This window comes from Siccibacter colletis (genome assembly GCF_000696575.1).
Lineage (GTDB): Bacteria > Pseudomonadota > Gammaproteobacteria > Enterobacterales > Enterobacteriaceae > Siccibacter > Siccibacter colletis.
The window spans coordinates 282,253-302,315 of sequence record NZ_JMSQ01000001.1 but is presented as its reverse complement, the minus strand read 5'-3'; the positions used below and the strand labels follow the sequence as shown (position 1 = coordinate 302,315).

At 51.8% G+C, this 20,063-nt stretch carries 31 protein-coding genes; 23 read left to right on the top strand and 8 right to left on the bottom strand.

Features of this window, described 5'->3' with window-relative positions; genetic code table 11:
• The first annotated feature begins 15 nt into the window (after positions 1 to 15).
• From ykfB to ET34_RS20755, 7 genes are all read left to right on the top strand, one after another.
• Positions 16 to 483 (top strand): protein YkfB, encoded by a 468-nt coding sequence (gene ykfB, locus ET34_RS0101415; protein ID WP_031518851.1) that lies wholly within the window; start codon positions 16 to 18, stop codon positions 481 to 483.
• 75 nt (positions 484 to 558) lie between these two features.
• Positions 559 to 798, top strand: coding sequence for a DUF905 domain-containing protein (locus ET34_RS0101410; RefSeq protein WP_031518850.1), 240 nt, complete (start codon positions 559 to 561; stop codon positions 796 to 798).
• 102 nt (positions 799 to 900) lie between these two features.
• The gene (locus ET34_RS0101405) at positions 901 to 1,359 is read left to right on the top strand and encodes an antirestriction protein (RefSeq protein ID WP_031518848.1); all 459 of its coding nucleotides are present in this window, start codon (positions 901 to 903) and stop codon (positions 1,357 to 1,359) included.
• Positions 1,360 to 1,374: 15 nt separating this feature from the next.
• Complete coding sequence (locus ET34_RS0101400; RefSeq protein ID WP_031518846.1) at positions 1,375 to 1,851, top strand: JAB domain-containing protein; 477 nt, start codon at positions 1,375 to 1,377, stop codon at positions 1,849 to 1,851.
• An 8-nt stretch (positions 1,852 to 1,859) separates the two neighbouring features.
• Positions 1,860 to 2,081, top strand: a complete 222-nt coding sequence (locus ET34_RS21380) for a DUF987 domain-containing protein (protein ID WP_072001945.1) — start codon at positions 1,860 to 1,862, stop codon at positions 2,079 to 2,081.
• Between the two features lie 19 nt (positions 2,082 to 2,100).
• Positions 2,101 to 2,418, top strand: coding sequence for a type IV toxin-antitoxin system YeeU family antitoxin (locus ET34_RS0101395; protein ID WP_031518844.1), 318 nt, complete (start codon positions 2,101 to 2,103; stop codon positions 2,416 to 2,418).
• A 20-nt stretch (positions 2,419 to 2,438) separates the two neighbouring features.
• Positions 2,439 to 2,780 (top strand): TA system toxin CbtA family protein, encoded by a 342-nt coding sequence (locus ET34_RS20755; RefSeq protein ID WP_006812012.1) that lies wholly within the window; start codon positions 2,439 to 2,441, stop codon positions 2,778 to 2,780.
• Between the two features lie 324 nt (positions 2,781 to 3,104).
• Here ET34_RS20755 and ET34_RS0101385 read toward each other — a convergent pair whose 3' ends face one another.
• From ET34_RS0101385 to ET34_RS0101370, 4 genes are read right to left on the bottom strand one after another with little or no spacing between them, the layout of a single operon-like run.
• On the bottom strand, positions 3,105 to 3,611 hold the full coding sequence (locus ET34_RS0101385) for a hypothetical protein (protein ID WP_031518841.1): 507 nt from the start codon (positions 3,609 to 3,611) through the stop codon (positions 3,105 to 3,107).
• The gene (locus ET34_RS0101380; protein ID WP_031518839.1) at positions 3,598 to 4,638 is read right to left on the bottom strand and encodes a phage integrase; all 1,041 of its coding nucleotides are present in this window, start codon (positions 4,636 to 4,638) and stop codon (positions 3,598 to 3,600) included. Before ET34_RS0101380 ends, ET34_RS0101385 begins: the two co-directional genes overlap by 14 nt.
• Before the next feature lie 2 nt (positions 4,639 to 4,640).
• Positions 4,641 to 5,192 (bottom strand): PH domain-containing protein, encoded by a 552-nt coding sequence (locus tag ET34_RS0101375; RefSeq protein WP_031518838.1) that lies wholly within the window; start codon positions 5,190 to 5,192, stop codon positions 4,641 to 4,643.
• A 12-nt stretch (positions 5,193 to 5,204) separates the two neighbouring features.
• A complete protein-coding gene (locus tag ET34_RS0101370; protein ID WP_031518836.1) occupies positions 5,205 to 5,783 on the bottom strand; it encodes a phage repressor protein CI in 579 nt (192 codons plus the stop codon).
• Positions 5,784 to 5,925: 142 nt separating this feature from the next.
• Between ET34_RS0101370 and ET34_RS0101360 the strand changes: the two genes are divergently transcribed.
• From ET34_RS0101360 to ET34_RS0101335, 6 genes are all read left to right on the top strand, one after another.
• Positions 5,926 to 6,147, top strand: coding sequence for a hypothetical protein (locus ET34_RS0101360; protein ID WP_024550779.1), 222 nt, complete (start codon positions 5,926 to 5,928; stop codon positions 6,145 to 6,147).
• Between the two features lie 30 nt (positions 6,148 to 6,177).
• Positions 6,178 to 6,681 (top strand): phage regulatory CII family protein, encoded by a 504-nt coding sequence (locus ET34_RS0101355; protein ID WP_031518834.1) that lies wholly within the window; start codon positions 6,178 to 6,180, stop codon positions 6,679 to 6,681.
• 10 nt (positions 6,682 to 6,691) lie between these two features.
• Positions 6,692 to 6,919, top strand: coding sequence for a phage filamentation protein Fil family protein (locus tag ET34_RS0101350; RefSeq protein WP_031518832.1), 228 nt, complete (start codon positions 6,692 to 6,694; stop codon positions 6,917 to 6,919).
• On the top strand, positions 6,909 to 7,319 hold the full coding sequence (locus tag ET34_RS0101345; protein WP_031518830.1) for a hypothetical protein: 411 nt from the start codon (positions 6,909 to 6,911) through the stop codon (positions 7,317 to 7,319). Before ET34_RS0101350 ends, ET34_RS0101345 begins: the two co-directional genes overlap by 11 nt.
• A complete protein-coding gene (locus ET34_RS0101340; RefSeq protein WP_031518828.1) occupies positions 7,320 to 7,721 on the top strand; it encodes a hypothetical protein in 402 nt (133 codons plus the stop codon).
• Positions 7,722 to 7,804: 83 nt separating this feature from the next.
• Positions 7,805 to 8,026 carry a DUF2732 family protein gene (locus tag ET34_RS0101335; RefSeq protein ID WP_152548334.1) on the top strand — a complete coding sequence of 74 codons (222 nt, stop codon included), beginning with the start codon at positions 7,805 to 7,807 and terminating at the stop codon, positions 8,024 to 8,026.
• 48 nt (positions 8,027 to 8,074) lie between these two features.
• Here the strand turns inward: ET34_RS0101335 and ET34_RS0101330 are convergent, their stop codons facing one another.
• Positions 8,075 to 8,377, bottom strand: coding sequence for a hypothetical protein (locus ET34_RS0101330; protein ID WP_031518825.1), 303 nt, complete (start codon positions 8,375 to 8,377; stop codon positions 8,075 to 8,077).
• A gap of 139 nt (positions 8,378 to 8,516) precedes the next feature.
• Here ET34_RS0101330 and ET34_RS0101325 point away from each other — a divergent pair, with 139 nt between their 5' ends.
• Together ET34_RS0101325 and ET34_RS0101320 are read left to right on the top strand one after the other, a co-directional pair.
• Complete coding sequence (locus ET34_RS0101325; RefSeq protein WP_031518824.1) at positions 8,517 to 10,541, top strand: replication endonuclease; 2,025 nt, start codon at positions 8,517 to 8,519, stop codon at positions 10,539 to 10,541.
• A 90-nt stretch (positions 10,542 to 10,631) separates the two neighbouring features.
• Complete coding sequence (locus ET34_RS0101320; protein ID WP_330217915.1) at positions 10,632 to 10,865, top strand: hypothetical protein; 234 nt, start codon at positions 10,632 to 10,634, stop codon at positions 10,863 to 10,865.
• Here the strand turns inward: ET34_RS0101320 and ET34_RS0101315 are convergent.
• The 3 genes from ET34_RS0101315 to ET34_RS0101305 are packed head-to-tail and all read right to left on the bottom strand — an operon-like array spanning position 10,839 to position 13,968.
• On the bottom strand, positions 10,839 to 11,162 hold the full coding sequence (locus ET34_RS0101315) for an Ogr/Delta-like zinc finger protein (RefSeq protein ID WP_035890740.1): 324 nt from the start codon (positions 11,160 to 11,162) through the stop codon (positions 10,839 to 10,841). The two genes, ET34_RS0101320 and ET34_RS0101315, sit on opposite strands and share 27 nt — an antisense overlap.
• The gene (locus ET34_RS0101310; RefSeq protein ID WP_031518819.1) at positions 11,159 to 12,199 is read right to left on the bottom strand and encodes a phage portal protein; all 1,041 of its coding nucleotides are present in this window, start codon (positions 12,197 to 12,199) and stop codon (positions 11,159 to 11,161) included. Before ET34_RS0101310 ends, ET34_RS0101315 begins: the two co-directional genes overlap by 4 nt.
• Positions 12,196 to 13,968 carry a terminase large subunit domain-containing protein gene (locus ET34_RS0101305; RefSeq protein ID WP_031518817.1) on the bottom strand — a complete coding sequence of 591 codons (1,773 nt, stop codon included), beginning with the start codon at positions 13,966 to 13,968 and terminating at the stop codon, positions 12,196 to 12,198. Before ET34_RS0101305 ends, ET34_RS0101310 begins: the two co-directional genes overlap by 4 nt.
• 160 nt (positions 13,969 to 14,128) lie before the next feature.
• Here ET34_RS0101305 and ET34_RS0101300 point away from each other — a divergent pair, with 160 nt between their 5' ends.
• From ET34_RS0101300 to ET34_RS0101265, 8 genes are all read left to right on the top strand, one after another.
• The gene (locus tag ET34_RS0101300; RefSeq protein ID WP_031518816.1) at positions 14,129 to 14,944 is read left to right on the top strand and encodes a GPO family capsid scaffolding protein; all 816 of its coding nucleotides are present in this window, start codon (positions 14,129 to 14,131) and stop codon (positions 14,942 to 14,944) included.
• A 64-nt stretch (positions 14,945 to 15,008) separates the two neighbouring features.
• On the top strand, positions 15,009 to 16,028 hold the full coding sequence (locus ET34_RS0101295; protein ID WP_031518814.1) for a phage major capsid protein, P2 family: 1,020 nt from the start codon (positions 15,009 to 15,011) through the stop codon (positions 16,026 to 16,028).
• Between the two features lie 3 nt (positions 16,029 to 16,031).
• On the top strand, positions 16,032 to 16,736 hold the full coding sequence (gene gpM / locus ET34_RS0101290) for a phage terminase small subunit (protein WP_031518813.1): 705 nt from the start codon (positions 16,032 to 16,034) through the stop codon (positions 16,734 to 16,736).
• Positions 16,737 to 16,830: 94 nt separating this feature from the next.
• Positions 16,831 to 17,283: a head completion/stabilization protein gene (locus tag ET34_RS0101285; protein ID WP_031518811.1), complete on the top strand. Its 453-nt coding sequence runs from the start codon at positions 16,831 to 16,833 to the stop codon at positions 17,281 to 17,283.
• Entirely contained in the window at positions 17,280 to 17,780 is a 501-nt protein-coding gene (locus ET34_RS0101280) for a phage tail protein (RefSeq protein WP_029592422.1), read from the top strand. Before ET34_RS0101285 ends, ET34_RS0101280 begins: the two co-directional genes overlap by 4 nt.
• Positions 17,780 to 18,487, top strand: coding sequence for a phage virion morphogenesis protein (locus tag ET34_RS0101275; RefSeq protein ID WP_031518808.1), 708 nt, complete (start codon positions 17,780 to 17,782; stop codon positions 18,485 to 18,487). The genes ET34_RS0101280 and ET34_RS0101275 overlap by 1 nt, the downstream gene beginning before the upstream one ends.
• Positions 18,484 to 19,611: a DUF2586 domain-containing protein gene (locus tag ET34_RS0101270; protein ID WP_031518807.1), complete on the top strand. Its 1,128-nt coding sequence runs from the start codon at positions 18,484 to 18,486 to the stop codon at positions 19,609 to 19,611. Before ET34_RS0101275 ends, ET34_RS0101270 begins: the two co-directional genes overlap by 4 nt.
• A complete protein-coding gene (locus tag ET34_RS0101265) occupies positions 19,608 to 20,063 on the top strand; it encodes a phage protein (protein WP_031518806.1) in 456 nt (151 codons plus the stop codon). Before ET34_RS0101270 ends, ET34_RS0101265 begins: the two co-directional genes overlap by 4 nt.

The window sequence follows — 20,063 nt, the reverse complement described above, 5'->3', positions numbered from 1 at the left end:
ATAAAGGAGACAGAAATGACAATAGATTCACTAAGCCAGTTTGTACTGGCATGTTCACTGTTTACCAGCTTTACAGCCTCTGCGGTTCCCGGATTCTGGCAGCAGGGCTATGGCCAGGGCAATACGGAATACAGCGTGACCGATACCAGTGGGAAGATGTTTACCATCAACTGTACTGGAAATCCTGACCAGAATGGTTTCTACCAGCATTCAGTTTTTCTGACCCTGACGGATAACAGAATGGTCAGTTCGCACGATGATGGCACCACAGTCACCGTGGTGATGGACCATAAGCAATATGCCATTCCCTCAACCCTTGGCTGGCGTAACGGCGATAACGCCTGGTATGACTTCATTATGGATATCCGTAAGACCGGGCAGTTTGACGTTTACGTCAATGACCGTAAAGCGGGGACTTTCACTGCGGAACGGAAGAACGCTGAGAAAGTTCTGTCCACTCTCGGAGACTGCAGTAACGACTGATAGCCGTTCTCCTTACGCAAACCCACCCCGACAGCCATCAGGCTGCCGGGGTTTTCTTTTATCAGGAGCCCGAAAATGTCCCAATCCGTGTTGCTGCCACCGGGGCCTTTCACCCGGAGACAAGCGCAAGCGGTCACTACCACTTACAGCAATATCACACTCGAAGACGACCAGGGCAGTCACTTCCGCCTGGTGGTTCGTGACGCTGAAGGCCGGATGGTCTGGCGGGCATGGAACTTTGAGCCGGATGCCGGTGAAGGTCTTAACCGCTATATCCGCACCTCAGGCATCCGTACAGACACCTCCACCCGCTGACCGCGAAGCATTTACCCGCAACATTTCACCCCCCCGAACACACTTTATATCCCCATACGCCAGCCATCGCCGCTGGCATTTTTTATTGACGGAGACATACCCATGACAACAGCGGCACAAAACAATCTTGCATCTGCTAACGAGTCCGAATTTGAACTGACCGTAACGCAGCTACCTGACGAACAGCGTATCGATTTCTGGCCGCAGCATTTTGGCACTATCCCACAGTGGATAACCCTGGAGCCGCATATTTTTGCCTGGATGGAGCGTTTCTGTGCGACCTACAGCGGCGGTATCTGGTCGTTATACACCCTGAGTAACGGTGGCGCGTTTATGGCCCCTGATGCTGAAGGTGACGATAAATGGCATCTGCTCAACAGCATGAACGGCAACGCTGCCCAAATGAGTGCAGAAGCCGCAGGTATTGCTGTCTGCCTGATTGAATACAGCCATCACGCCTGTCGCACCGAATGCGATGCCATGACGGAGCACTATTACCGTCTGCGGGACTACGCCCTGCAACATCCAGAGGCCCACGCCATTCTGCGTATTATCGACTGACCGAAGGAGCAACAGATGAAACAGCTTTCCTTTTTACCCGGCGAGATAACACCACAGGACCGGCGTCTCATTCAGCGGGCACTCAGGGCTCTGGACCGGCACCTGCATGAGCCCGGCGTGGCCTTCACCTCCTCACATGCTTTCCGTGAATGGCTGCGACTGCATATGGCCGCACTTGAGCGGGAAGAGTTCCGGGTGTTGTACCTGGACAACCAGAATCAGTTGATTGCCCATGAAACGCTCTTCACCGGCACGATTAACCGCACCGAGGTGCATCCCCGGGAGGTAGTCAAACGTGCTCTGCACTTCAACGCGGCGGCGGTGATACTGGCGCATAACCATCCTTCCGGCGAGACGACACCCAGCCAGGCCGATAAAACCCTCACGCAGCGACTGGTTCAGGTGCTTCAGCTGGTGGATATCCGCGTCCCTGACCACCTGATTGTCGGTGGCAGGCAAATCTATTCGTTCGCAGAACACGGTCTGTTGTGAGGTATGACATGAAAATTATCAGTAAACGCCGGGCAATGACGATATACCGCCAGCATCCTGAGTCCCGGATCTTTCGCTACTGCAGTGGAAAATATCAGTGGCACGGTAGCGTCTGCCATTACACCAGCAGGGATGTGCCGGATATCACAGGAGTCCTCGCGGTATACGCCGAACGCCGCCAGGACCGTAACGGGCCTTATGCCTGCCTAATGAGTATTACCCTGAACTGACAATAAAAGGAGAGCCGCCATGACCCACATCAACTGGGGCCTGCAGCGGGCTATCACGCCGCGCCTGGGAGCCCGTCTGGTGCAGGAGGGTAACCGACTGCACTATCTGCCTGACAGGGCCAGCATCACCGGCAGGTTCAGTGACACCGAATGCCGGAAGCTGGATGAAACATGCCCGCACTTTATCCGCCAGATGGAGTCGATGCTAACCACCGGTGAACTCAGTCCCCAACACGCCCACTGCGTCACCCTGTACCACAACGGTTTCACCTGCGAAGCCGATACTCTTGGCAGTTGCGGCTACGTATACATCGCCATTTACCCCACTCAGAGTTAATTACCTTCACGAGAGTAAACATGAAAACTTTACCTGCAACAACTCAGCGGGCGGCGAAGCCCTGCCTAGCACCCGTGGCTGTCTGGCAAATGCTACTGACCCGCCTGCTGAAACAGCACTATGGTCTCACCCTCAACGACACACCGTTCAGTGAGGAACGTGTTATACAGGAACATATCGATGCCGGAATCACGCTGGCTGATGCCGTGAATTTTCTGGTGGAAAAATACGAACTGGTGCGTATCGACAGGAAGGGATTTAACTGGCAGGAACAATCCCCTTATCTCCGGGCTGTAGACATTCTGCGAGCACGGCAGGCAACTGGCTTGTTGCGGCAAAGCCGTAAAAATTCGGTACGGTGAATATTACAGGCAGTGCTACTGGCTTTCATCACTATCCGGGGATGCTGGCAGCGAGATGAAGAGGGCAGGGTAGCAATTCCTTACCTGACCCATTACCTGACCCAAATTGCATCCAAAGAAAAAGGAGTTAGACGATTTCTCATCTAACTCCTTGTTTTATTTGGTGGCCCCTGTTGGGTTTGAACCAACGACCAAGCGATTATGAGAACGCTGCCCCATCATTATAAATCAATAACTTACAAGAAAAACAACAGGTTATGGTTTGAATGTTGGTGAGTGTTATTGCATGTTTGAGTTCTAAGGGGGCAAAAAGGGGGCATCAACCTAAGTTTCTTGGCGCTCAAGTTCAAGCGTGTTTCGCCATAGCATTCCGCTGAAGTCGAATTTCGATAAATTATCATTCAAACCGTTCTGTCCAAGGTAATGCTTGAAGCTATAAATAAGTAAATCTTCATCTTCATCGTATTTCAAAACAATCTCAGCTGAAGGAATCTCTCGCCAGCCAACAATTAAATTTAAGGTTAGCCACATTGTGCCGTTTGGAGTCATTTTTCCCCGAAGGGTAGCTGCCTCATCTCGGTTAACTTCAAGTTCTGCGTAAATGTTGCTACGGCCCGGCACATTTAAAAACTTAATATTAAAATGGGACTTAGGGCTGAATGTTATATCCCCTTCGTTTGTCCAACTTGACGAGGTGATAAGTTCTTTAAAATATATAAGAGATTGGCGGCGGCTTCGCTTCCAGTCCATGATATGCGGATAGGTGGATGCCACAAAAGCAAACAATGAAACAATGAGACTGATGAATGCTATGGTATCACTTGGTTTCATTTTCTTGATACTCCAGAGGATTGAGGCGAGCTGCTTCTTCTAAATGGTCAGGGGCAAAATGAGCATAACGCATTGTCATTTTGATATCCGTGTGGCCAAGAATGCGCTGCAATACCAAAATGTTACCTCCATTCATCATAAAATGTGAGGCAAAGGTATGACGTAAAACATGCGAAAGCTGTCCATTAGGTAAATCAAGTTCTGCCCGCTCCACCGCTTTGCGGAAGGCTGAATAACATGATGTGAAAAGCCGCCCTGATTTTTCTGGTTTTGGAAGCGAATCATAGAACTGTTTGCTAATAGGGACGGTTCGGTTTCGGTTGCCTTTAGTCTTGAAGAAACTCACCTTCAGATTTTTAATCTGCTTTGTTGTCAGTGACTCCGCTTCATCCCATCTTGCACCGGTTGCCAGGCACACACAGGCCACCCAAAAAGTACTGCTGTTCCTGCTGGCTTTGCACTGCTCTAAAAGACTACTGATTTCGCCTTGTTCAAGATAAGCCAGTTCCCCTTCTTCAGATTTAAAGGGGCGAACCCCTGCCAGTGGATTATCCAGTTTCCAATGACCTAAGCGCTTCAACTCGTTGAATACGGCACGAAAGTAAGCAAGTTCAAGATTCATTGTCCGTGGAGAGACTTGTTTTACGCGTGATGTTCTGACGATCTCACCGGATAATCTTTTTTTGCGGTACAGGGAAAACATGGTTGCATTAAATTCATGCGCCAGCGGCTCCCCCATACTTTCACAGGCAAACGCCATTGCCCCCTTGCGTTTTTCACCATCGTCGAGGGTTACTCCGTGTTCATCGAACCACTGACCTACTAAATCTCGTAAAGAGCGCCTATCTTCTTTACCATCCAGCCACGGTTTTATATGTATGTTTTCAAGGATGTGATTCTGATAAGCCAGAGCCTCGCCTTTAGTGGAGAAAGTCTTACGAATACGTTTGCTAGGCTTCCCCTTAGGTTTCCCTTCGGGATAGAAATCAAGAAGCCATTTTCCATCTAGTTGTTTGCGAATAGACATATTTACTGATTAAGAATGCGTTGCTTTTGTTGTTGAAATTCTTCTTCGCTAAGTATGCCCTTTTCTTTAAGTACAGCAATTCGTTCAATCTGTGAGATTATGTCAGTATCATTGATTGATTCTTTGGTTTTATTTTCATCTTGTTTGTTATTGCGAGTGGTATTTATCAAGTTTGTAAATGGTATCACCGCACCTTTCATAACATTTTTAATTGTGTAATTTTGTCCGCTTGTAGAAATGCTTATTTCCCCAAGTAATAGTCCAGTTTTGCCACCAACGCTAACAATGTTGCTTAGGTTTACGTCAACTTGCTTGACGCCAAATAACATCCCTTTATCTAAAAAAATAACCCTCTGATTCGTAAGTGTGATCAGCCATGTATTGCCATCCATAGCTCCACTTGCAATAGCAATGGGTTGTTCACCTTCATTTAAAATTGACGGCAGGTGATAAAACTCCTTTTTAGTAGCAAAAGGTGTGTCGGAAACAACGGCAGCTAAACGCTTGTATTCTTCTTTTAATTGCTGTGTTGTAGCCTTTTTATAATCAAGCATATCATGTCCTTATTAGTTTGTTATTTTTAAAACAATTCTTCCGATAACTTCAATATCATCTAATGCGCAGTCGAATGCCATTCCTACACCACTGATACGCACTTTTCTTATAGGTATTCGTACCAATGTACGAACACTGATTTTACCTTCTATATTAACTAACCATTCGCCATCGAATATTTCAGCGTACTTGCGATCGATTATATACTGCGCGCTCTCATCTAAAAGACAAAATGGGTCAGACGGTAGGGGAATGCCTGCCCGGAAAAACACCTTATCGAGCATTGCATAGCCAGAATCATAAAGCTGTCCATCCACTAACTTCTGCCGAGGCAACTTGAGAATGTCCAACTCGTCATTATCAAACTTTCTTCCTGAGCCAGTAGCTAGCCATTCTAATGAAACCCCTGTTTCTGCCATGCATTGAACAACTAAATCAGCAGGGAACCCACCACGACGGTATCTGCCTGAAAGGCTACTTGCGGCAAGATTAAAATGCTGCGCTAAAGCCAGTTTGGACGTAAAGCCATAAGCCTCAAGAATCCTATCCAGTACCGGAGCGCTTTCCCCATCAAAGTCGATTTTCAGCATATCCCATCATGCAAATCCATTCTCAAAATGAAAAGTTCGCATTGACATTTTTCATTATGAAAAGTAGCCTTGCCCTTGTAGTTTTCAAAAAGCGAAAGTTGCTGAACTTTGCCGAGTTCAGATGAAAAGAGGATTTTGACGTATGCGACCTAACATTACAATCACCATCCCCACCCCTTACTTACCTCTCGAAGAGTACTGCCGCCTAACTGGTACGGCTAAAGGTACTGCCCGCGACATGATTCGTGATGGGCGTTTGCCTATTCGTGCAAAAGGCGACATGCCCCGTGGCCGAGTTGAAATCAACATGGCGGCCCTCACCATCGAAGCACTGAGCGAATGCCGTATTTCGCTCCAGGCGTAAAAGACCCTATCAATTAGGAATCCGCGAATCATGTACGATTACAAGGTATCCATACATAACTACCTTGATAGGGCTTGCCGTGCATTTGCTAGTGCGCATAACGTCGAGCAACTGGCTAAGAAGATTGGGATGCGGCCCGCTGTCTTGCGCTGCAAACTGAATCCTGATCAAGCCCATCAGCTCACTCTTATGGAACTGATAGAGATTGTCGATCTAACTGAAGACCCCCGCATTCTTGATGGTCTTCTTCGCCAGTTGAATTGTCAGCCGTCAGTGCCGGTTAATAATGCCACAGCAGAAAATATGCAGTTTTGCGCGCTGACGGCTGCGGCCAGCGTTGGTGTCATAGCTGGTGAAGCAGTGTCAGCAGAGCGAATGACTGCTGCGCGCCGCAATCAAATTCTTGACCGTGCCAGCGATGCGATACGCAGCTTGTCCTTAATCGTCTATTCCGTAGAAAACCGTTTTCAGTCAGCCCCAATTTTGGCGGCTGCGGTTGATCTCGTCACGACTAGCGCCACCGGCCTAATTTAAGGAGAAGTTTATGAAAGCCTTTGTTTGTTATCTGAAAAAACAATCACCATCCAAGCAGCTCGCCAGTGGTTCAACCGGCTGGCTTGAGTTGCCGAACGGCCAGCGTATGAACCCCGGCCATCAATACAAGTTCAATGCTTGCGAGCCGGTGAAAATGCGCAACTGGGCGGTGATTCGCCTTCTAACTACCAGTGCGCGTCGTTTATGCGGCTCAGTAGGTGGTCGTCATGGCCAGTAACGAAGTCTGGTTGTCACGTATACGCCGCCAGCACTTCAGCAACCGCAGCGAGGCCGCTGACTGGTGGGATAAGTTAAGCCCGGAATGGCGTGGCGTGGTACTTCATGCCGCTGCTGTTAATTCGGGGGCCGGAGTCTTTAAAGCGCACCTGAGCAATTGTTGCTGGGCTGAGCTTTTCGAGCGTCTGGATTACCGCGCCATGATCCAGCTACGCCATGGTATTTCGCGGGCGCGCCTGACGCTTGAGGGTTTCGGAACGCTGCGTGATAGCGATTTTTCCCGCAGAACAACGAACCGGCCTGAAGTTAAAAAAGTTCATGTCGGGCGGGGCGTAAAAATGATCATCGCCCCTGAAATTCTGTACACCATTGAACAACGCGAAAAGTTAAAGGAGCTTTAAATGAGCATCATTTCAGTAAACAGTACAACGCTGGCGCAGGAGTTTTCGGCCTGGCTTGTCCCTGTGCATTATGCGGAAGCTTTCACCAGCAAAAATACTGTTAAAGGCGGACGTGTGATTCTGCATCCGTTTTTCTTCAACGATACGGAGCACCTCACCAATCCACGCCACTGGCTGGCAATAAATGCTGCGTACTGGTGCTGCGTCTACCGTGAAGCAGAAAGCGACGCCACGCAAGTTGAGGCGCTGGCCGGGCTTCGCAGCAATTATTACGTGGCGGGCGCGCTGGGTGTTGGTGAGATCAAAGCGCTAATCCACGAGTGGTGGCGCGCAACCTATGAGCTACATCAGACGCCTGCGCCTAACTATTCCGCAGTAATCAAAAACCCTTCTTTCCACTAATCAAACCATCTGAATTTTCAGGCCACCCCTTACGTGGCCGGGGATTCTTTTGCCCTGGAGAAATCTTTATGACATCTAAACGTATGTTCGTTGACACGACCCCGGCACCGATGAAAGACCTGTCAGGTCTGCTCACTAAAGCCACGCAGGAAGGTAAAGCCGCAGCCGCTGACCTATGTTCGCTTCGCTTGGATAAGCTTGCGGCACATGCTGCGAATGATGGGTTGAGCGCTACGGAGATAATTGAATTGATCCGTGCTGAAGCGTGCGCAATCGCAAGTAAAGGTGGTGCGGCATGGCAGTAAGCTCCTCTCTAACTAAAAGTCAGTGCCTTGTTGTGGCGTTTGCTGGATCTACCGAGAAGATGCCCGGTCAATATATTCCTGACTCAAAAATACAGAGTCGTAATCCTTCAAACCCATTCCGTAGTCCGATGCATCTACAAGATCCAGAGACAGGAGAAACTCACGTGCTGCAACGTATTCGTCCAGCCCATCACACGTAATGGCTCTGTAAAAAACGTTCTCGTTGCAAATAAGGATTTTATATGGAACTCCGGGAAGGGATTCCTGCTGTTTTTCAAGCCATGCAGCAATGGCTGAATCATATGAAGGCAAATTCAAACTGTCTTTCATCTTAAACAATTTATGTTGCATCACAGTACCTTTTGTCACACTCAGTTTTGCCCGAGGCTACAGAACCAATGCCATGTAATCAAAGAGAAAGTCTAAAGAATATGTTTGATAGCAACGCAGCCAGCGTGATTAAGGAACTGCATGCTATAGGCGGTTTACGATGAGTGATGATGTTTTGTCGGTAGGAAATCATCATGCTGTCGATGCATGGCGGCGAGAGCATTTCGCACCGGGAACCCCGAAAGATGTAACGCTGACTGAGCGCAAATTATGGCAGGTGAATCCAGCCGATCATGATTTTCGTTCCCAGTACCTGCATGAAATGCCCGACTGGTTAGCCGGGTATTTTGGCCAACGCTACGAAAAATTATTCAATGCCCCACATGATGGGCGTCGTCGCGCCAATACGTTCTTACGCCATACGATTGGTCAGAGCGTATTGCCACGGCTGCGCACAGTAATGGCGCGGTATGCCTTGTCGCCGGATGTTTCCAGTCTGCCTTTCGGCAAGATGATTTCACGTCTGCCGTCTCTTGACCGGGCAGAGCTGAAGAAGCTGGCCGGGCAGGTCGCAACCTGGCTATCTCAGGAGCTTTATAACTTTTCTGATTCACTTGAGGGTGAGGCCCGGAGCGACGAGGAAATTTCCCGGCGCACAGCCCTGGCATACGTCCATTTGGGCGCGCTTACTCAAACTATCAATTTCACTGCCCCTTACTGGGGCGCTTATTGTGCAGACAAATTAACCGAGCGCCAGGCGCAGTCCGGCATATTGCGCCTGATGGCGCCGGAGTGGTGGTATCTGCGCCTGAAGCGAGCGCGTGATCTGCAACGTGAGCATATGGCCATAGCTGTTGGCCAGGTGCAAAAAGCGGCCAGCGCTTACGTCTCGCGTAAAACCCTGGGCGAATGGGTCGAGCAGAAAAAGCGCAACCTGGAGTTTTTCAAAAAATTCGACCTGATGGACGATGAAGGAAACCGCATTGCGCTGGATAGCATGGTGCATCGCAGCGTTGCCAATCCGGCCATACGTCGTTGCGAATTGATGGTGCGTATGCGTGGCTTTGAGGATATTGCCAACGATCAGGGGCTGGCTGGTGAGTTCTATACCATCACAGCGCCGTCACGCTTCCATGCTGTACACAGCAAGGGCGGTTTTGTCGGCCAGTGGAATGGCTGTAACCCGCAGGACACGCAGCGTTATCTGTGCAATGTGTGGGCCAAGGCGCGCGCCGCTATTTCCCGCGCCGGGATTCATGTGTTTGGCTTCCGCGTGGTTGAGCCGCATCACGACGGGACACCGCACTGGCATATGCTGCTGTTTATGCGCCCGCAGGATGTCGAAACGGTGCGCGACATTCTTTGCTATCAGTCCCGTATCGCAGATTCTGAAGAATTACAGACCCCACACGCGCTTAAGGCGCGTTTTCACGTTGAGCCTATCGATCCTGAAAAGGGGTCAGCGACGGGCTATATCGCAAAATACATATCTAAAAATATCGACGGTTACGCTATGGACGGGGAGCAGGACGACGAAACCGGGGAAAGTATGCGTGATATGGCTAAATCTGTGGCTGCGTGGGCGTCTCGCTGGCGTATTCGCCAGTTTCAGCAGATTGGCGGCGCGCCGGTAACGGTCTGGCGCGAGCTGCGTCGGCTGCGTGAGCAGCGATTAGTTGACCAGGAAATGGATGCTGTTCTGGCCGCTGCTGATGTCGGATGCTGGGCGTCATATACACAGGCGCAGGGCGGCCCCCTTGTTGCGCGCCGGGATCTGGTTGTTCGTCTCGCTTATGAAATTACGAAGCAGGGCAACGAATACGCGGAAGATATTCAACGGGTGCAGGGAGTGTATAGCCCGCGCCTGCCTGGCTCTGAAATTTGTACGCGCCTGGTAAAGTGGCAGAAGGTTTCGAAGTTGGCCGAAGCGCCAGCGGAGGCGGGTTTTTCTGGCGGCATCGCCGCCCCTTGGAGTTCTGTCAATAACTGTACTGAGGGTGGAACCCGCAGACGGTTAAAACTGGATCTGAATCGCCGTGGTTTTGATGGTAGTGATGAAGAAATAGACATTTTAACGCGGGGCGCAGCCCTGAGTTTTGGGCAATCATCGTTAATTTATAAAAATGGACGACTCATTGAGCGCTATGCCTCACCGGCAGAAGAAATTTGGCCAGGCTGGGCATAGCTAGTCACCAACGTTATGATATTTATTGGATTATTGTAAAAAATATTCAAAACGTCTTTCGGAAAACTCTAGTGGATGTATACTGTATGAATGTACAGTAAAAAATTATTGGGGGGTCAAATGGATTTTTTTGAGGCGTCAGCGAAGCTGGAGCGCATCGAGTTACTTGCAAGGATTGCGACCATTGATTGTGCCAACCTCAAAGATCGCACTGTCGCACTGGTTTGGATAAGCGAGATGGCTGAAGAAATGCAGGACGTAGTCAGAAATGAAATTAAAAACCCCCAAAGCGGGGGTTTAAGCGGCGGGCGTGGCTTTCAGTAGGTCAAGCGCCATCTGTTTCTGATCGGGTGACATTGTGCTTAGCAGTTGCTGAAGCATGGCATCACCCGTTTTTGCGCTGGGGCTGAGGGTGTGGGAAAAAGTCAGGTTCATAACGAAAGTATGACCACACTCCACGTCAGCGCAGGAACAGTAAATATCCGCAATCTGCCGGTGTTTGCGGTTCGTTTTCCGGATCACAGCCTTAGCGCCACATTCCGGGCATTCAATTTTTAACACTCTCACGTTCCGCTCTCCGGCTGTCAAATAATGCCTGGATTTTAACCTTTTTTGCATTATGCCGCATCCTTATCCGTTGTTTTATTGGCAGTTTCTATCGAGAATTTCAGGTACAGAAAAGGCGGTACATCGCTGTCATCGCTGAGCGCTTCCATAAAGCGACGCTGCACCGGCATTACCTCATTTTTTTTATACGTTTTTTCAGCTTTTTCAGGGTCACCCAGCCCGGCAGCATTCTGCGCGATTTGCCCGGCCAGCCCGGCGGGGAACCGATGGGCGTTCAGAACGTCCTGGGCGCTGATGTTCTTCACGCTGGCAAATTCATCCTTCGCGGAAATGTCGCCCATCTGAATAAACTGCACCCCTTCTTTGTCGCCGCCAGGAATGTTTACGAGGATAGTTGAGAAGTTACCGATCCCCTTGCTGTCACGCAGCTGCGTTTCAATCTCTTCCTCCATCTCATCTGTCATGCTCGCGTCGCGGGTATAGAGAATGCCACCGGTGTGCGCGCCGTTGTGGTAGTAGCGGCGGCGGAATATGACTGCTTCACTGTTGAGCAGTGCGCTGTGAATGCCGCCGATATAATCCGGCAGGCCGTAAACATGCTGCTGAGGGTCATACATTTTGATGAAAATGACGTCTTCTGGCTCGTACACGAGCGGTTCTCCTTCCTGAAGCACGACAAATTCCCCTGATTTACGGCGTCGGGTATACAGGCCGGGCAGTGGCGCAATGGCGATCACGTCGCCCCATCCGTTACGAATCTTGGCCAGGGCAACATCCCCGAAGGTGAGAAAATCGAAAACCGCAGCTTCCAGTTCATCGCGGGTCAGACCGCCGCCAGTGTAATCAGACGTGATCATGTTCTTGCGGGCGTGAATAATCCCCCCATGCTGGCCATTCAGGTTTATCAGCTGGGCAAGAGCCAGGCGGTCTATCGGTAGCGTGTAGTGGTCTGCGTCATTGTCATACCAGACATCATGATAATCGGTGCCGGTAGTCAGTACCGGCTCCGGTTTCCCAAAGCGCAAAATGCTCATTTTATTTTTCGGCTGCGCTTTCGCGTCGCGCTGCCGGTAGCGGTTCTTTTTTTTCATGCGGCCTTCTTGATTCCCCACCGGGATTTAGGTTTATTTTCGTAATTCAGCGGTTCGTTATGCAGGGCGTGAGTGATGGCCCAGAATGATTCCGCGTGACCAGTCTCCGGGCTACGGTCAGCGACAAACGTCATCGCGGCACCGCTTTGCGTTGTGGTGCGGCGAACGGCCATAAAGCTGGCCGGGATCTCTTTCAGGTTCTTGTCCCACTCAATACGCTGGCTTTCCACAACATCGGCCGCCTTCAACACAAGCTGGTTTTTCGTGTTGCGGTCATAGCGAATAGCTACGGCCACGCGCAGGGCAAAGTGCTGAATGTTGTCAAATACCCCTTGGCCAATCCCTGTCACATCCACACCCAGATAGGTGAAGTTGTATTTTTTGAACAGGGTTTCGATCTGCTTTGCCTGCCAGCGGAAGTTCATGCCTTTCCAGTTAAACACGGCCAGCACGCGGAATTTTTCGGCGGCCAGCATGGGCGGGGCGACAATCACAAAGCACGACAGGTCACCGCTGCGCGCCGGGTCAAATCCCCCCCAGACCGGGCGATCACCAAACGGGCGCGGTGCATCGGGGTTGTGATCCTGCCAGGTTTCCGTTTCGACGCCGCAGGCTTCAAGGTCAGCAAAGCTGAAAACAGAATCTTTACTGTCAACAAACACGCACATATAGAGCATGTTGAACGTGGTTGGGTTGTAGCGATTTCGCAGCTTATCGATGTTGGCCAGGTTAAAGCCGCCTGCAATGGCATCTTCCATCGTGATGATGTAGCGCCACTGTCCATCCGGGCATAAGCGCCCGCCGTCGCGCATCTCGCTGAAGTCCGGGAACCGGACACCGGCGCGCTTCTTGCTGCCCTGTTTCCATTCCTCACCCGTCCAGAACGGATAAGCCTGGTGCGTTTTCGCTGATGGGGTTGAAAAGTACGTGGTGCGCCACTTATCGTGCGTGGCCATTGCGCTGGCCACTTCGTTGAGTTTCGCGAAGTTAGGCACCCAGAAATATTCATCACAGTAGAGATGGCCACTGTATGACTGTGCGGTGTTTTTATTGGTCGATAAGAAACGCAGCTCTGCGCCGTTACTCAGGCGGATAGGGTTGCCGGTGAGCGTGATCCCGAAATACTGTTCAGCGATGTTAACGATATAAGAGCGGAATACTTCCGCCTGGGCTTTGGATGCTGACAGAAAAATTTGCGGGTCGCCGGTCATCACGGCGTTTTCAAAGGCCTCGTAGGCAAAATACCAGGTCGCGCCGATCTGGCGGCTTTTCAGGATGTTCCTTACCTGCTGACCAATGTTCAGGCGCAGATGCTTCTGATAGGCAAAAAGGTGCTCACCGGCCCAGGAGTCAAAGTCATCCTGTGTCAGGGAAGAAATGTCATTCTTTTTGTACTTCCGTTTGCCGCGTGGCTTGTCGCCGTCCCTGTCATCCTCTGTCGCTTTATGGCCGCCGTTTCCGCTGGCCATCTTCTCTTTATGCTTATTGCTCTGGGCGCGCAGTTTCGTGGCGTGCGCGATGAGCAAATCCATTTCCTTAAGCTCTACCTCTGACTTATTGTCCCGACCGGCAAGCAGCTGGTAGCGGCGCTCAATCGCTTCTTCAGTGCTTTCAAAGCTGAGCAAATCGGCCCAGTTATTTTTTTCAGCCCAGTAGTAAACGATCCGCGCATTCGGCAGATTTAATTCTGATGCAATTTCCTTTGGCGTATAACGACGCAGATATAGTGCGCGCACAACGCCTTTCAGTTCTTCTGAGTATTTAGCCATAGATTTAATTATGCCGTGGCTGCCTGAAAAATTATGCGGAGGTTATTCCTTATCGTTCGGGTATTCACTGTTATCCGAAGTAATAAGAATTAATAAGGGTGATGCCTTTTGTATTATCCGTAATAATCGTTTTGCAATATCAGCGGGGCGAGAGGAAATAATGTCTCATTTAGTCACTGACTGGCTGTGTATTGCCACCGAGGGGGATACGGTAGACGGCAGAAAGATTTACCGTGAATGGATTATTGATATGGGCGAAACCTATAACTTTAACCATTATGCGGCAAGACTGTGGCCGGAGCATGAACGCGACTGGGGAACCTGTGGGGAAGTGCGGGAAGCGCGCTGGGAAGAAGGTGAAGACGGGCTGGCGCGGCTTTACGCAAAAATCAGCCCCAGCATGAGCCTGATTTACGCCAACCGTGACGATCAGCTGGTCTTTTTCTCTATTGAGCCGGAAGAAGACTGGCGCGGCACCGGGCGCACGTATCTCAAGGGGCTTGCTGTTACAGACAGCCCCGCAAGCGTTGGCACAACACGATTACGTTTCAGCAGCAGACGTAATAAGCCTAAATCCGGTTATTACCCGTGCGTAATAACCTCTGATAAAAAATTTAAACAGGAAACAGATATGTCTAACTGGCAAAAACTTTTCGGTATTAAACCGAAGCAGCACACTTTTGCTGAAGGCGATGATGATAATACGCCTGGCAGTGACGAAAAATTACAGGCGCTGGCCGAAGCCGTGAACGCTATTGAGCAACGTCTGGCAGCACTGGAGGAAGCAGTTAATACCGCGCAGGGTGATATTGATACCATCGCTGAAGTGGTCGATACCCAGGAGTTTGCCTCACTGCGTGAAAGTCTGCCTACCATCCTGACCAATTTCAGCAAGCTGGATAAAAAAGTCACCAAGCTTCCGCAGCGTCAGTTCGGCGATAAAAGCAAAAGCAGCGGCAAATTCAACTTCATTTAATCAGTAGCTGAATTTATTTAGCGGAATTTTTTAATTATTCATCGCGTTAACGCGAGGGGAATATATGCAACTGAATCAACGTGCGCTGGATTTTATTGACGCGTATTCCGCCGGACTGGCGGGCCATTACAGCGTTAATAACCCGTCACGCGCATTCAAATTAACCGATCCGCAGGAAACGTCCCTGCGCAGTGCGCTGCTGGAATCTGTTGAATTTCTGAGCCTCATCACCTGCGCAGATGTTGACCAGCTGAGCGGCCAGGTTGTGTCTGTAGGCGCATCAGCGCTTCACACCGGGCGCAACGCCGATGGCCGTTTTATCAAACGCGTGGGCGTTGACGGCAACGATTACAAGCTGGTCGAAACGGATTCATGTGCTGCGCTGCGCTGGAACCTGCTTTCTGTGTGGGCAAACGCCGGAAGCGAAGCAGAGTTTTTCCAGCTGGTACAGGCTTTCTCTAATCAGGCGTTTGCGCTGGATATGCTGCGCATTGGCTTCAACGGTAAAAGCATTGCTGAAACTACCAACCCGACTGAAAACCCGAACGGCGAAGACGTCAACGTTGGCTGGCATGAGCGCATGAAAGGTTTCGATGGTGGCAAGCAAATCATCACTGAGGCGCTTACCCTGGATGACAAAGGGGATTATCGCTCGCTCGACGCGATGGCTTCCGATCTCATCAATACCAAAATCCCGCAGCAGTTCCGCAACGACCCGCGCCTGGTGGTACTTGTCGGGGCCGATCTGGTGGCCGCTGAGCAGTACCGACTGTATCAGGGGGCTGACAAGCCTACTGAGAAAATCGCGGCGCAGATGCTGGGAAGCACTATCGCGGGCCGCCAGGCCATTGTGCCGCCATTTATGCCAGGTAAGCGCATGGTGGTAACCCCACTGTCAAACCTGCATATCTACACCCAGCGCGGCACGCGTCAGCGTAAGGCGGAGTTTGTTGAAGACCGCAAGCAGTACGAGAACAAGTATCTGCGTAATGAAGGCTACGCGGTTGAAGTGCCGGAGCTTTACGCGGCAATCGACGAGTCTGCCGTAACAATTGGTCAGGTCTCCGAACCGACAGAGGGCTGATAAATGGCACTTTCACCCGGCCAGCGCCACAACCGGCGCGTAGCTCTGGAGCAGCAGCTAAAAGCGCAGCAGGCCGCAGACATGGCAGAAAGTCTGCATTTACAGATTCAGGCGCTGAAAACTGACGTTGAAATGGCGCGTGCGCTGCCAACGAACGCAGAACGTGAAGCCTTTAAACGTGATGTGCTGATCCCTCGCTGGCAACCCACGGTTGACGCGTATCTGGCCAGTGGCAACGAATACGGCAACCCGGTGTTTTCCTGGTTCGTCGTCTGGCTGTTTGACGCCGGTTATCTGGATAAAGCGCTGGAACTGGCTGATGTGGCGATTGAGCAGCACCAGGCCACGCCGGACAACATCCGCAGCAACTTCCCGACCTTTGTTGCTGACACGGTAATGGCGTGGGCGGAGGACACTGCCGCAATGGGTGAAAGTGTGGAGCCTTATTTTTCTCTGACCTTTGAGAAGGTGACGCAGCGCTGGCGGCTGCATGAGGAAATTACGGCCAAATGGTACAAGTTCGCCGGGCTGATGTTGCTGCGTGACGATAACGGCCAGCCGCGCGCTACAGCGGTGGATGATCCGGAAACGCTTGAAAAGGCTGACGCGTTGCTGGCCAGCGCCGAACGTCTCTACAAGAAAGTGGGTGTAACCACACAGCGTGCGCAAATTGCTGCACGACTGCGCAGCCTGGCAAAAGAGCAATAACGACTACCGCAAGCCGGGCGGGCGCGGCGGAGGGCAAAGCACACTTGTGTAATGCGCCTTGGATGCCGGTCAGCCCGCCTTTTTCGGGGGAACCATGTTTAGCGGTAAACCGATTGAATATCAGGATTTGGAGTTAACGAATAACGGTTTCTGGCCGGATTTAAATCTTCGTGACTTCCAGTCGCAGCGCGCACTACCGCCCGATATGGATGCCAGTATCACGGCGCAGGCACTGCTTGCGGCCGTGGCAGAAGTAAACGCCGATCTTGAAAAGGTCGAAGCCCTGCACCGTGCGGGCGGTTTCGAAACCGCCGCAGCGGTGCCGGGACCGGTCATGAACGGACAGAACGGGCTGTGCGCGCAGTACATGAAAGCGGTCTTTGCCAGGGCAAAAGCTGATCTGCTGGGTGAATTTGCCACGATTGGCCGTCGGGAGTCCCACCCTGGGCAGGAAAGCGACGAAACGCGTAACGGATTGCTGGCGGAATCTTCCGTGACAATCCGGCACATGAAGGGGCTTAAGCGCGCAACGGTGAGAAAGGTATGAAAACCCAACTGGATTCACTGAGTGAGTTTTTCCGTCAGAACGTGCCGGAGCGGGCGCAACTGGGTTTTGACAGCCTGTTAGATGAAATGCAGCTGGTTGCCGCAGCCAAAGATATTGGCCTTGAGCAGTACCGGTTATCAGTCATTCGCTATAACGCGCTGATCTCCTGGGAGCGTTTCCCGTATCGCCTTTGTGCGCCGCAGCTGCTGATCGCGCTGCTTGAAGTCTGGCTGGATGAACATGCAGACGGTGTGCTCGATGATATCGGAATCACCAGTGCTGAAGCCGTATGGGATGTGACGGTAGAGGATGAAGAAACCGCCACGGTGGTGCTGACCATGCCGCTGGCTGACGAGCTAGTGATCCGGCCTGATGAAAAGGGGCCGATCCCGTTCCGGGGCGAGCGATGGTCACTGGTGGAGCCTGAAATCTTCACTGCGCTGAGCGGCACTGTGTATGGCACGGATTCAACCGGCGCGCCGGTAGGCGAATCCTGATGTTTGCCGGTGGCGAGCTTAACAAGAAGCAGCTGGCCGAACTACGCGAGGCGCTGGCCAGTCTGGAGCTGCCGCCCCGTAAGCGTCAGCGCCTGCTGTGGCGTCTGGCGAAATACGGACTGATTGCCGCAGCAAAGCGAAACGTTCGTAACCAGCAGTCGCCTGATGGCGCAGCGTGGCCGGGCAGGGCGACAAAGCGAAAGGGCAAGATGCTGCGAAACCTGCCAAAGCTGCTTCACATTCGCGAAATGCCCGAAATTGCGGCCGTGCGGGTGTATTTGCAGGGCGGCGCATACCGTAACGGGAACAGATCTGTTCCGGCGGGTGTTGTGGGCTACAGCCAGCAAAACGGCATGACAGTACGTGTTAATCGCGGCGGCCAGAAAAATCAGGATCAGACCGGAAAAATGGCGACGGTAGCCCAGGCCAAAAAGCTTCGGGCGCTGGGATATACGGTAAAGCGTGGAAAGCGCTGGAAAAAGCCAACGTACCGGGAAATTACCGAAAAAATGCCTTACGCACAGGCCGGGCTGCTGATCCGCAAGCTGAGCGGCACGGTAGCAAAATCAAGCTGGGTGATTGACGTTCCCGCCCGTGAGTTTTTGGGTATGAGCGACGACGACTTTAACAAGGCGCTGGCGCGCCAGCTTCAGGCGATTGGCTTTGGCTGGGACGTTAACGCACAGGATATCAAGGGGAAAACATGACCTGGCCAACTGTTGATGTAAACCAGGTAAATCAGCTACAGGGCGAAGTAAACGAGGTTGAGCGCACTGTGCTGTTTATCGGTAAGGGGAAAGCAGGCGTTGGTGTAACGCAGGCCGTGGACTCGCAGACTGACTTTGATCAGCTGCTCGGTCCGGCGCAGAGCGTGCTTAAAAGTGATTTGAAAGCCGCACAGGCCAATGCTGGCCAGAACTGGTGGGCGTTTGTGCATGTTGTGGCGGAAGACGCGGACGCGGCAGCGGTTGAACAGGCGGTACTGGCCTCGCAGGGATCATGCTCGGTTGAAGGTGTGGTGCTTTGTGATGACGTCAGCGATAAATCGCTGATTACGCTTGCCGCAACGCTACGCGCCACGCTCATTGCAACGTATGGCCGCTGGGTATGGTTTCTGCTCGCTGTGGGCGGATTTGAAGAAGATGAAGCACAGGCGGACTATCTGGCGCGCCTGTCTGCGCTGCAAAGCGGCGTTGCTGAAAAAGCTGTGATGCTTGTTCCGCGTCTGTGGGGAAATGAGCCGGGCGTGCTGGCAGGTCGCCTGTGTAATCGTGCAGTGACCGTGGCGGACAGCCCGGCGCGTACCAAAACCGGTGCGCTGCTGAATCTCGGGAGTGATGAGCTTCCGGCAGACGGCACCGGCGAAGCGCTGCATATTGCGACGCTCAAAGCGCTTGAGGCACAGCGCTTCAGTGTTCCGGCGTGGTATCCCGACTTTGACGGCATTTACTGGGCCGATGGCCGCACGCTCGATGTGGAGGGTGGCGATTATCAGTCAATTGAAACGCTGCGTATTGCGGACAAAGTGGCGCGACGTGTGCGGCTGTTGGCCCTCGGGAAAATTGGCGATCGCTCACTGAACAGCACGCCGGGGAGTATCGCGGCGCACCAGTCAATTTTCGCCCGTCCGCTGCGAGAAATGTCGAAAGCCTCTGAAATTAATGGCACGACATTTCCGGGGGAAGTGAAGCCGCCGAAAGAAGGGGATGTGAAAATCGTCTGGAAGACCCGTAAACACGTTGAGATTTACATTGTGCTGCGCCCGTATGAGGTGCCGCTGCAAATCTCGATCAGCCTGTTGCTCGATAAAACTCTGGAGGCGAGCGCATGACCAAGCGTATCAGCGGCATGTCATTTGATTTTTATCTGGATGGCACGATGGTGCATGTGGAAAAAATCACGCTCGACATCACCGATAACACAGCGGCTACCCAGACGCACGGCGTCCCTGATGGCTATGTGGATGGGGATGTATCAGCTGAAGGTGAGCTGGAGCTTAGCATTAAATCGATGGCCATCCTGAAGGGGCTGGCGCAGCAGGCCGGATCGTGGCGCGGCATTCCACCGCAGGATTTTCTCTTCTACGCGAAAGCCGGGACGGAGGAAACCAAAGTTGAGGCATTCGGCTGCAAGATGAATCTCAGCAGTATTCTGGATATTGATCCGAAAGGTGGCGCGCTGGCCACGCGCAAAATCCCGTACAAGGTGACAGACCCGCGCTTTATTAACATTGACGGCATTCCGTATCTGGAGCCGGAAGCCACTGAAAACCTGATCGGCTAA

Excerpts from the sequence above, each read along its gene's own strand:
- ykfB (WP_031518851.1), top strand. The coding sequence starts at position 16 with ATGACAATAGATTCACTAAGCCAGTTTGTACTGGCATGTTCACTGTTT.
- ET34_RS0101410 (WP_031518850.1), top strand. The coding sequence starts at position 559 with ATGTCCCAATCCGTGTTGCTGCCACCGGGGCCTTTCACCCGGAGACAA.
- ET34_RS0101405 (WP_031518848.1), top strand. The coding sequence starts at position 901 with ATGACAACAGCGGCACAAAACAATCTTGCATCTGCTAACGAGTCCGAA.
- ET34_RS0101400 (WP_031518846.1), top strand. The coding sequence starts at position 1,375 with ATGAAACAGCTTTCCTTTTTACCCGGCGAGATAACACCACAGGACCGG.
- ET34_RS21380 (WP_072001945.1), top strand. The coding sequence starts at position 1,860 with ATGAAAATTATCAGTAAACGCCGGGCAATGACGATATACCGCCAGCAT.
- ET34_RS0101395 (WP_031518844.1), top strand. The coding sequence starts at position 2,101 with ATGACCCACATCAACTGGGGCCTGCAGCGGGCTATCACGCCGCGCCTG.
- ET34_RS20755 (WP_006812012.1), top strand. The coding sequence starts at position 2,439 with ATGAAAACTTTACCTGCAACAACTCAGCGGGCGGCGAAGCCCTGCCTA.
- ET34_RS0101385 (WP_031518841.1), bottom strand. The coding sequence starts at position 3,611 with ATGAAACCAAGTGATACCATAGCATTCATCAGTCTCATTGTTTCATTG.
- ET34_RS0101380 (WP_031518839.1), bottom strand. The coding sequence starts at position 4,638 with ATGTCTATTCGCAAACAACTAGATGGAAAATGGCTTCTTGATTTCTAT.
- ET34_RS0101375 (WP_031518838.1), bottom strand. The coding sequence starts at position 5,192 with ATGCTTGATTATAAAAAGGCTACAACACAGCAATTAAAAGAAGAATAC.
- ET34_RS0101370 (WP_031518836.1), bottom strand. The coding sequence starts at position 5,783 with ATGCTGAAAATCGACTTTGATGGGGAAAGCGCTCCGGTACTGGATAGG.
- ET34_RS0101360 (WP_024550779.1), top strand. The coding sequence starts at position 5,926 with ATGCGACCTAACATTACAATCACCATCCCCACCCCTTACTTACCTCTC.
- ET34_RS0101355 (WP_031518834.1), top strand. The coding sequence starts at position 6,178 with ATGTACGATTACAAGGTATCCATACATAACTACCTTGATAGGGCTTGC.
- ET34_RS0101350 (WP_031518832.1), top strand. The coding sequence starts at position 6,692 with ATGAAAGCCTTTGTTTGTTATCTGAAAAAACAATCACCATCCAAGCAG.
- ET34_RS0101345 (WP_031518830.1), top strand. The coding sequence starts at position 6,909 with ATGGCCAGTAACGAAGTCTGGTTGTCACGTATACGCCGCCAGCACTTC.
- ET34_RS0101340 (WP_031518828.1), top strand. The coding sequence starts at position 7,320 with ATGAGCATCATTTCAGTAAACAGTACAACGCTGGCGCAGGAGTTTTCG.
- ET34_RS0101335 (WP_152548334.1), top strand. The coding sequence starts at position 7,805 with ATGTTCGTTGACACGACCCCGGCACCGATGAAAGACCTGTCAGGTCTG.
- ET34_RS0101330 (WP_031518825.1), bottom strand. The coding sequence starts at position 8,377 with ATGCAACATAAATTGTTTAAGATGAAAGACAGTTTGAATTTGCCTTCA.
- ET34_RS0101325 (WP_031518824.1), top strand. The coding sequence starts at position 8,517 with ATGAGTGATGATGTTTTGTCGGTAGGAAATCATCATGCTGTCGATGCA.
- ET34_RS0101320 (WP_330217915.1), top strand. The coding sequence starts at position 10,632 with ATGTACAGTAAAAAATTATTGGGGGGTCAAATGGATTTTTTTGAGGCG.
- ET34_RS0101310 (WP_031518819.1), bottom strand. The coding sequence starts at position 12,199 with ATGAAAAAAAAGAACCGCTACCGGCAGCGCGACGCGAAAGCGCAGCCG.
- ET34_RS0101305 (WP_031518817.1), bottom strand. The coding sequence starts at position 13,968 with ATGGCTAAATACTCAGAAGAACTGAAAGGCGTTGTGCGCGCACTATAT.
- ET34_RS0101300 (WP_031518816.1), top strand. The coding sequence starts at position 14,129 with ATGTCTCATTTAGTCACTGACTGGCTGTGTATTGCCACCGAGGGGGAT.
- ET34_RS0101295 (WP_031518814.1), top strand. The coding sequence starts at position 15,009 with ATGCAACTGAATCAACGTGCGCTGGATTTTATTGACGCGTATTCCGCC.
- gpM (WP_031518813.1), top strand. The coding sequence starts at position 16,032 with ATGGCACTTTCACCCGGCCAGCGCCACAACCGGCGCGTAGCTCTGGAG.
- ET34_RS0101285 (WP_031518811.1), top strand. The coding sequence starts at position 16,831 with ATGTTTAGCGGTAAACCGATTGAATATCAGGATTTGGAGTTAACGAAT.
- ET34_RS0101280 (WP_029592422.1), top strand. The coding sequence starts at position 17,280 with ATGAAAACCCAACTGGATTCACTGAGTGAGTTTTTCCGTCAGAACGTG.
- ET34_RS0101275 (WP_031518808.1), top strand. The coding sequence starts at position 17,780 with ATGTTTGCCGGTGGCGAGCTTAACAAGAAGCAGCTGGCCGAACTACGC.
- ET34_RS0101270 (WP_031518807.1), top strand. The coding sequence starts at position 18,484 with ATGACCTGGCCAACTGTTGATGTAAACCAGGTAAATCAGCTACAGGGC.
- ET34_RS0101265 (WP_031518806.1), top strand. The coding sequence starts at position 19,608 with ATGACCAAGCGTATCAGCGGCATGTCATTTGATTTTTATCTGGATGGC.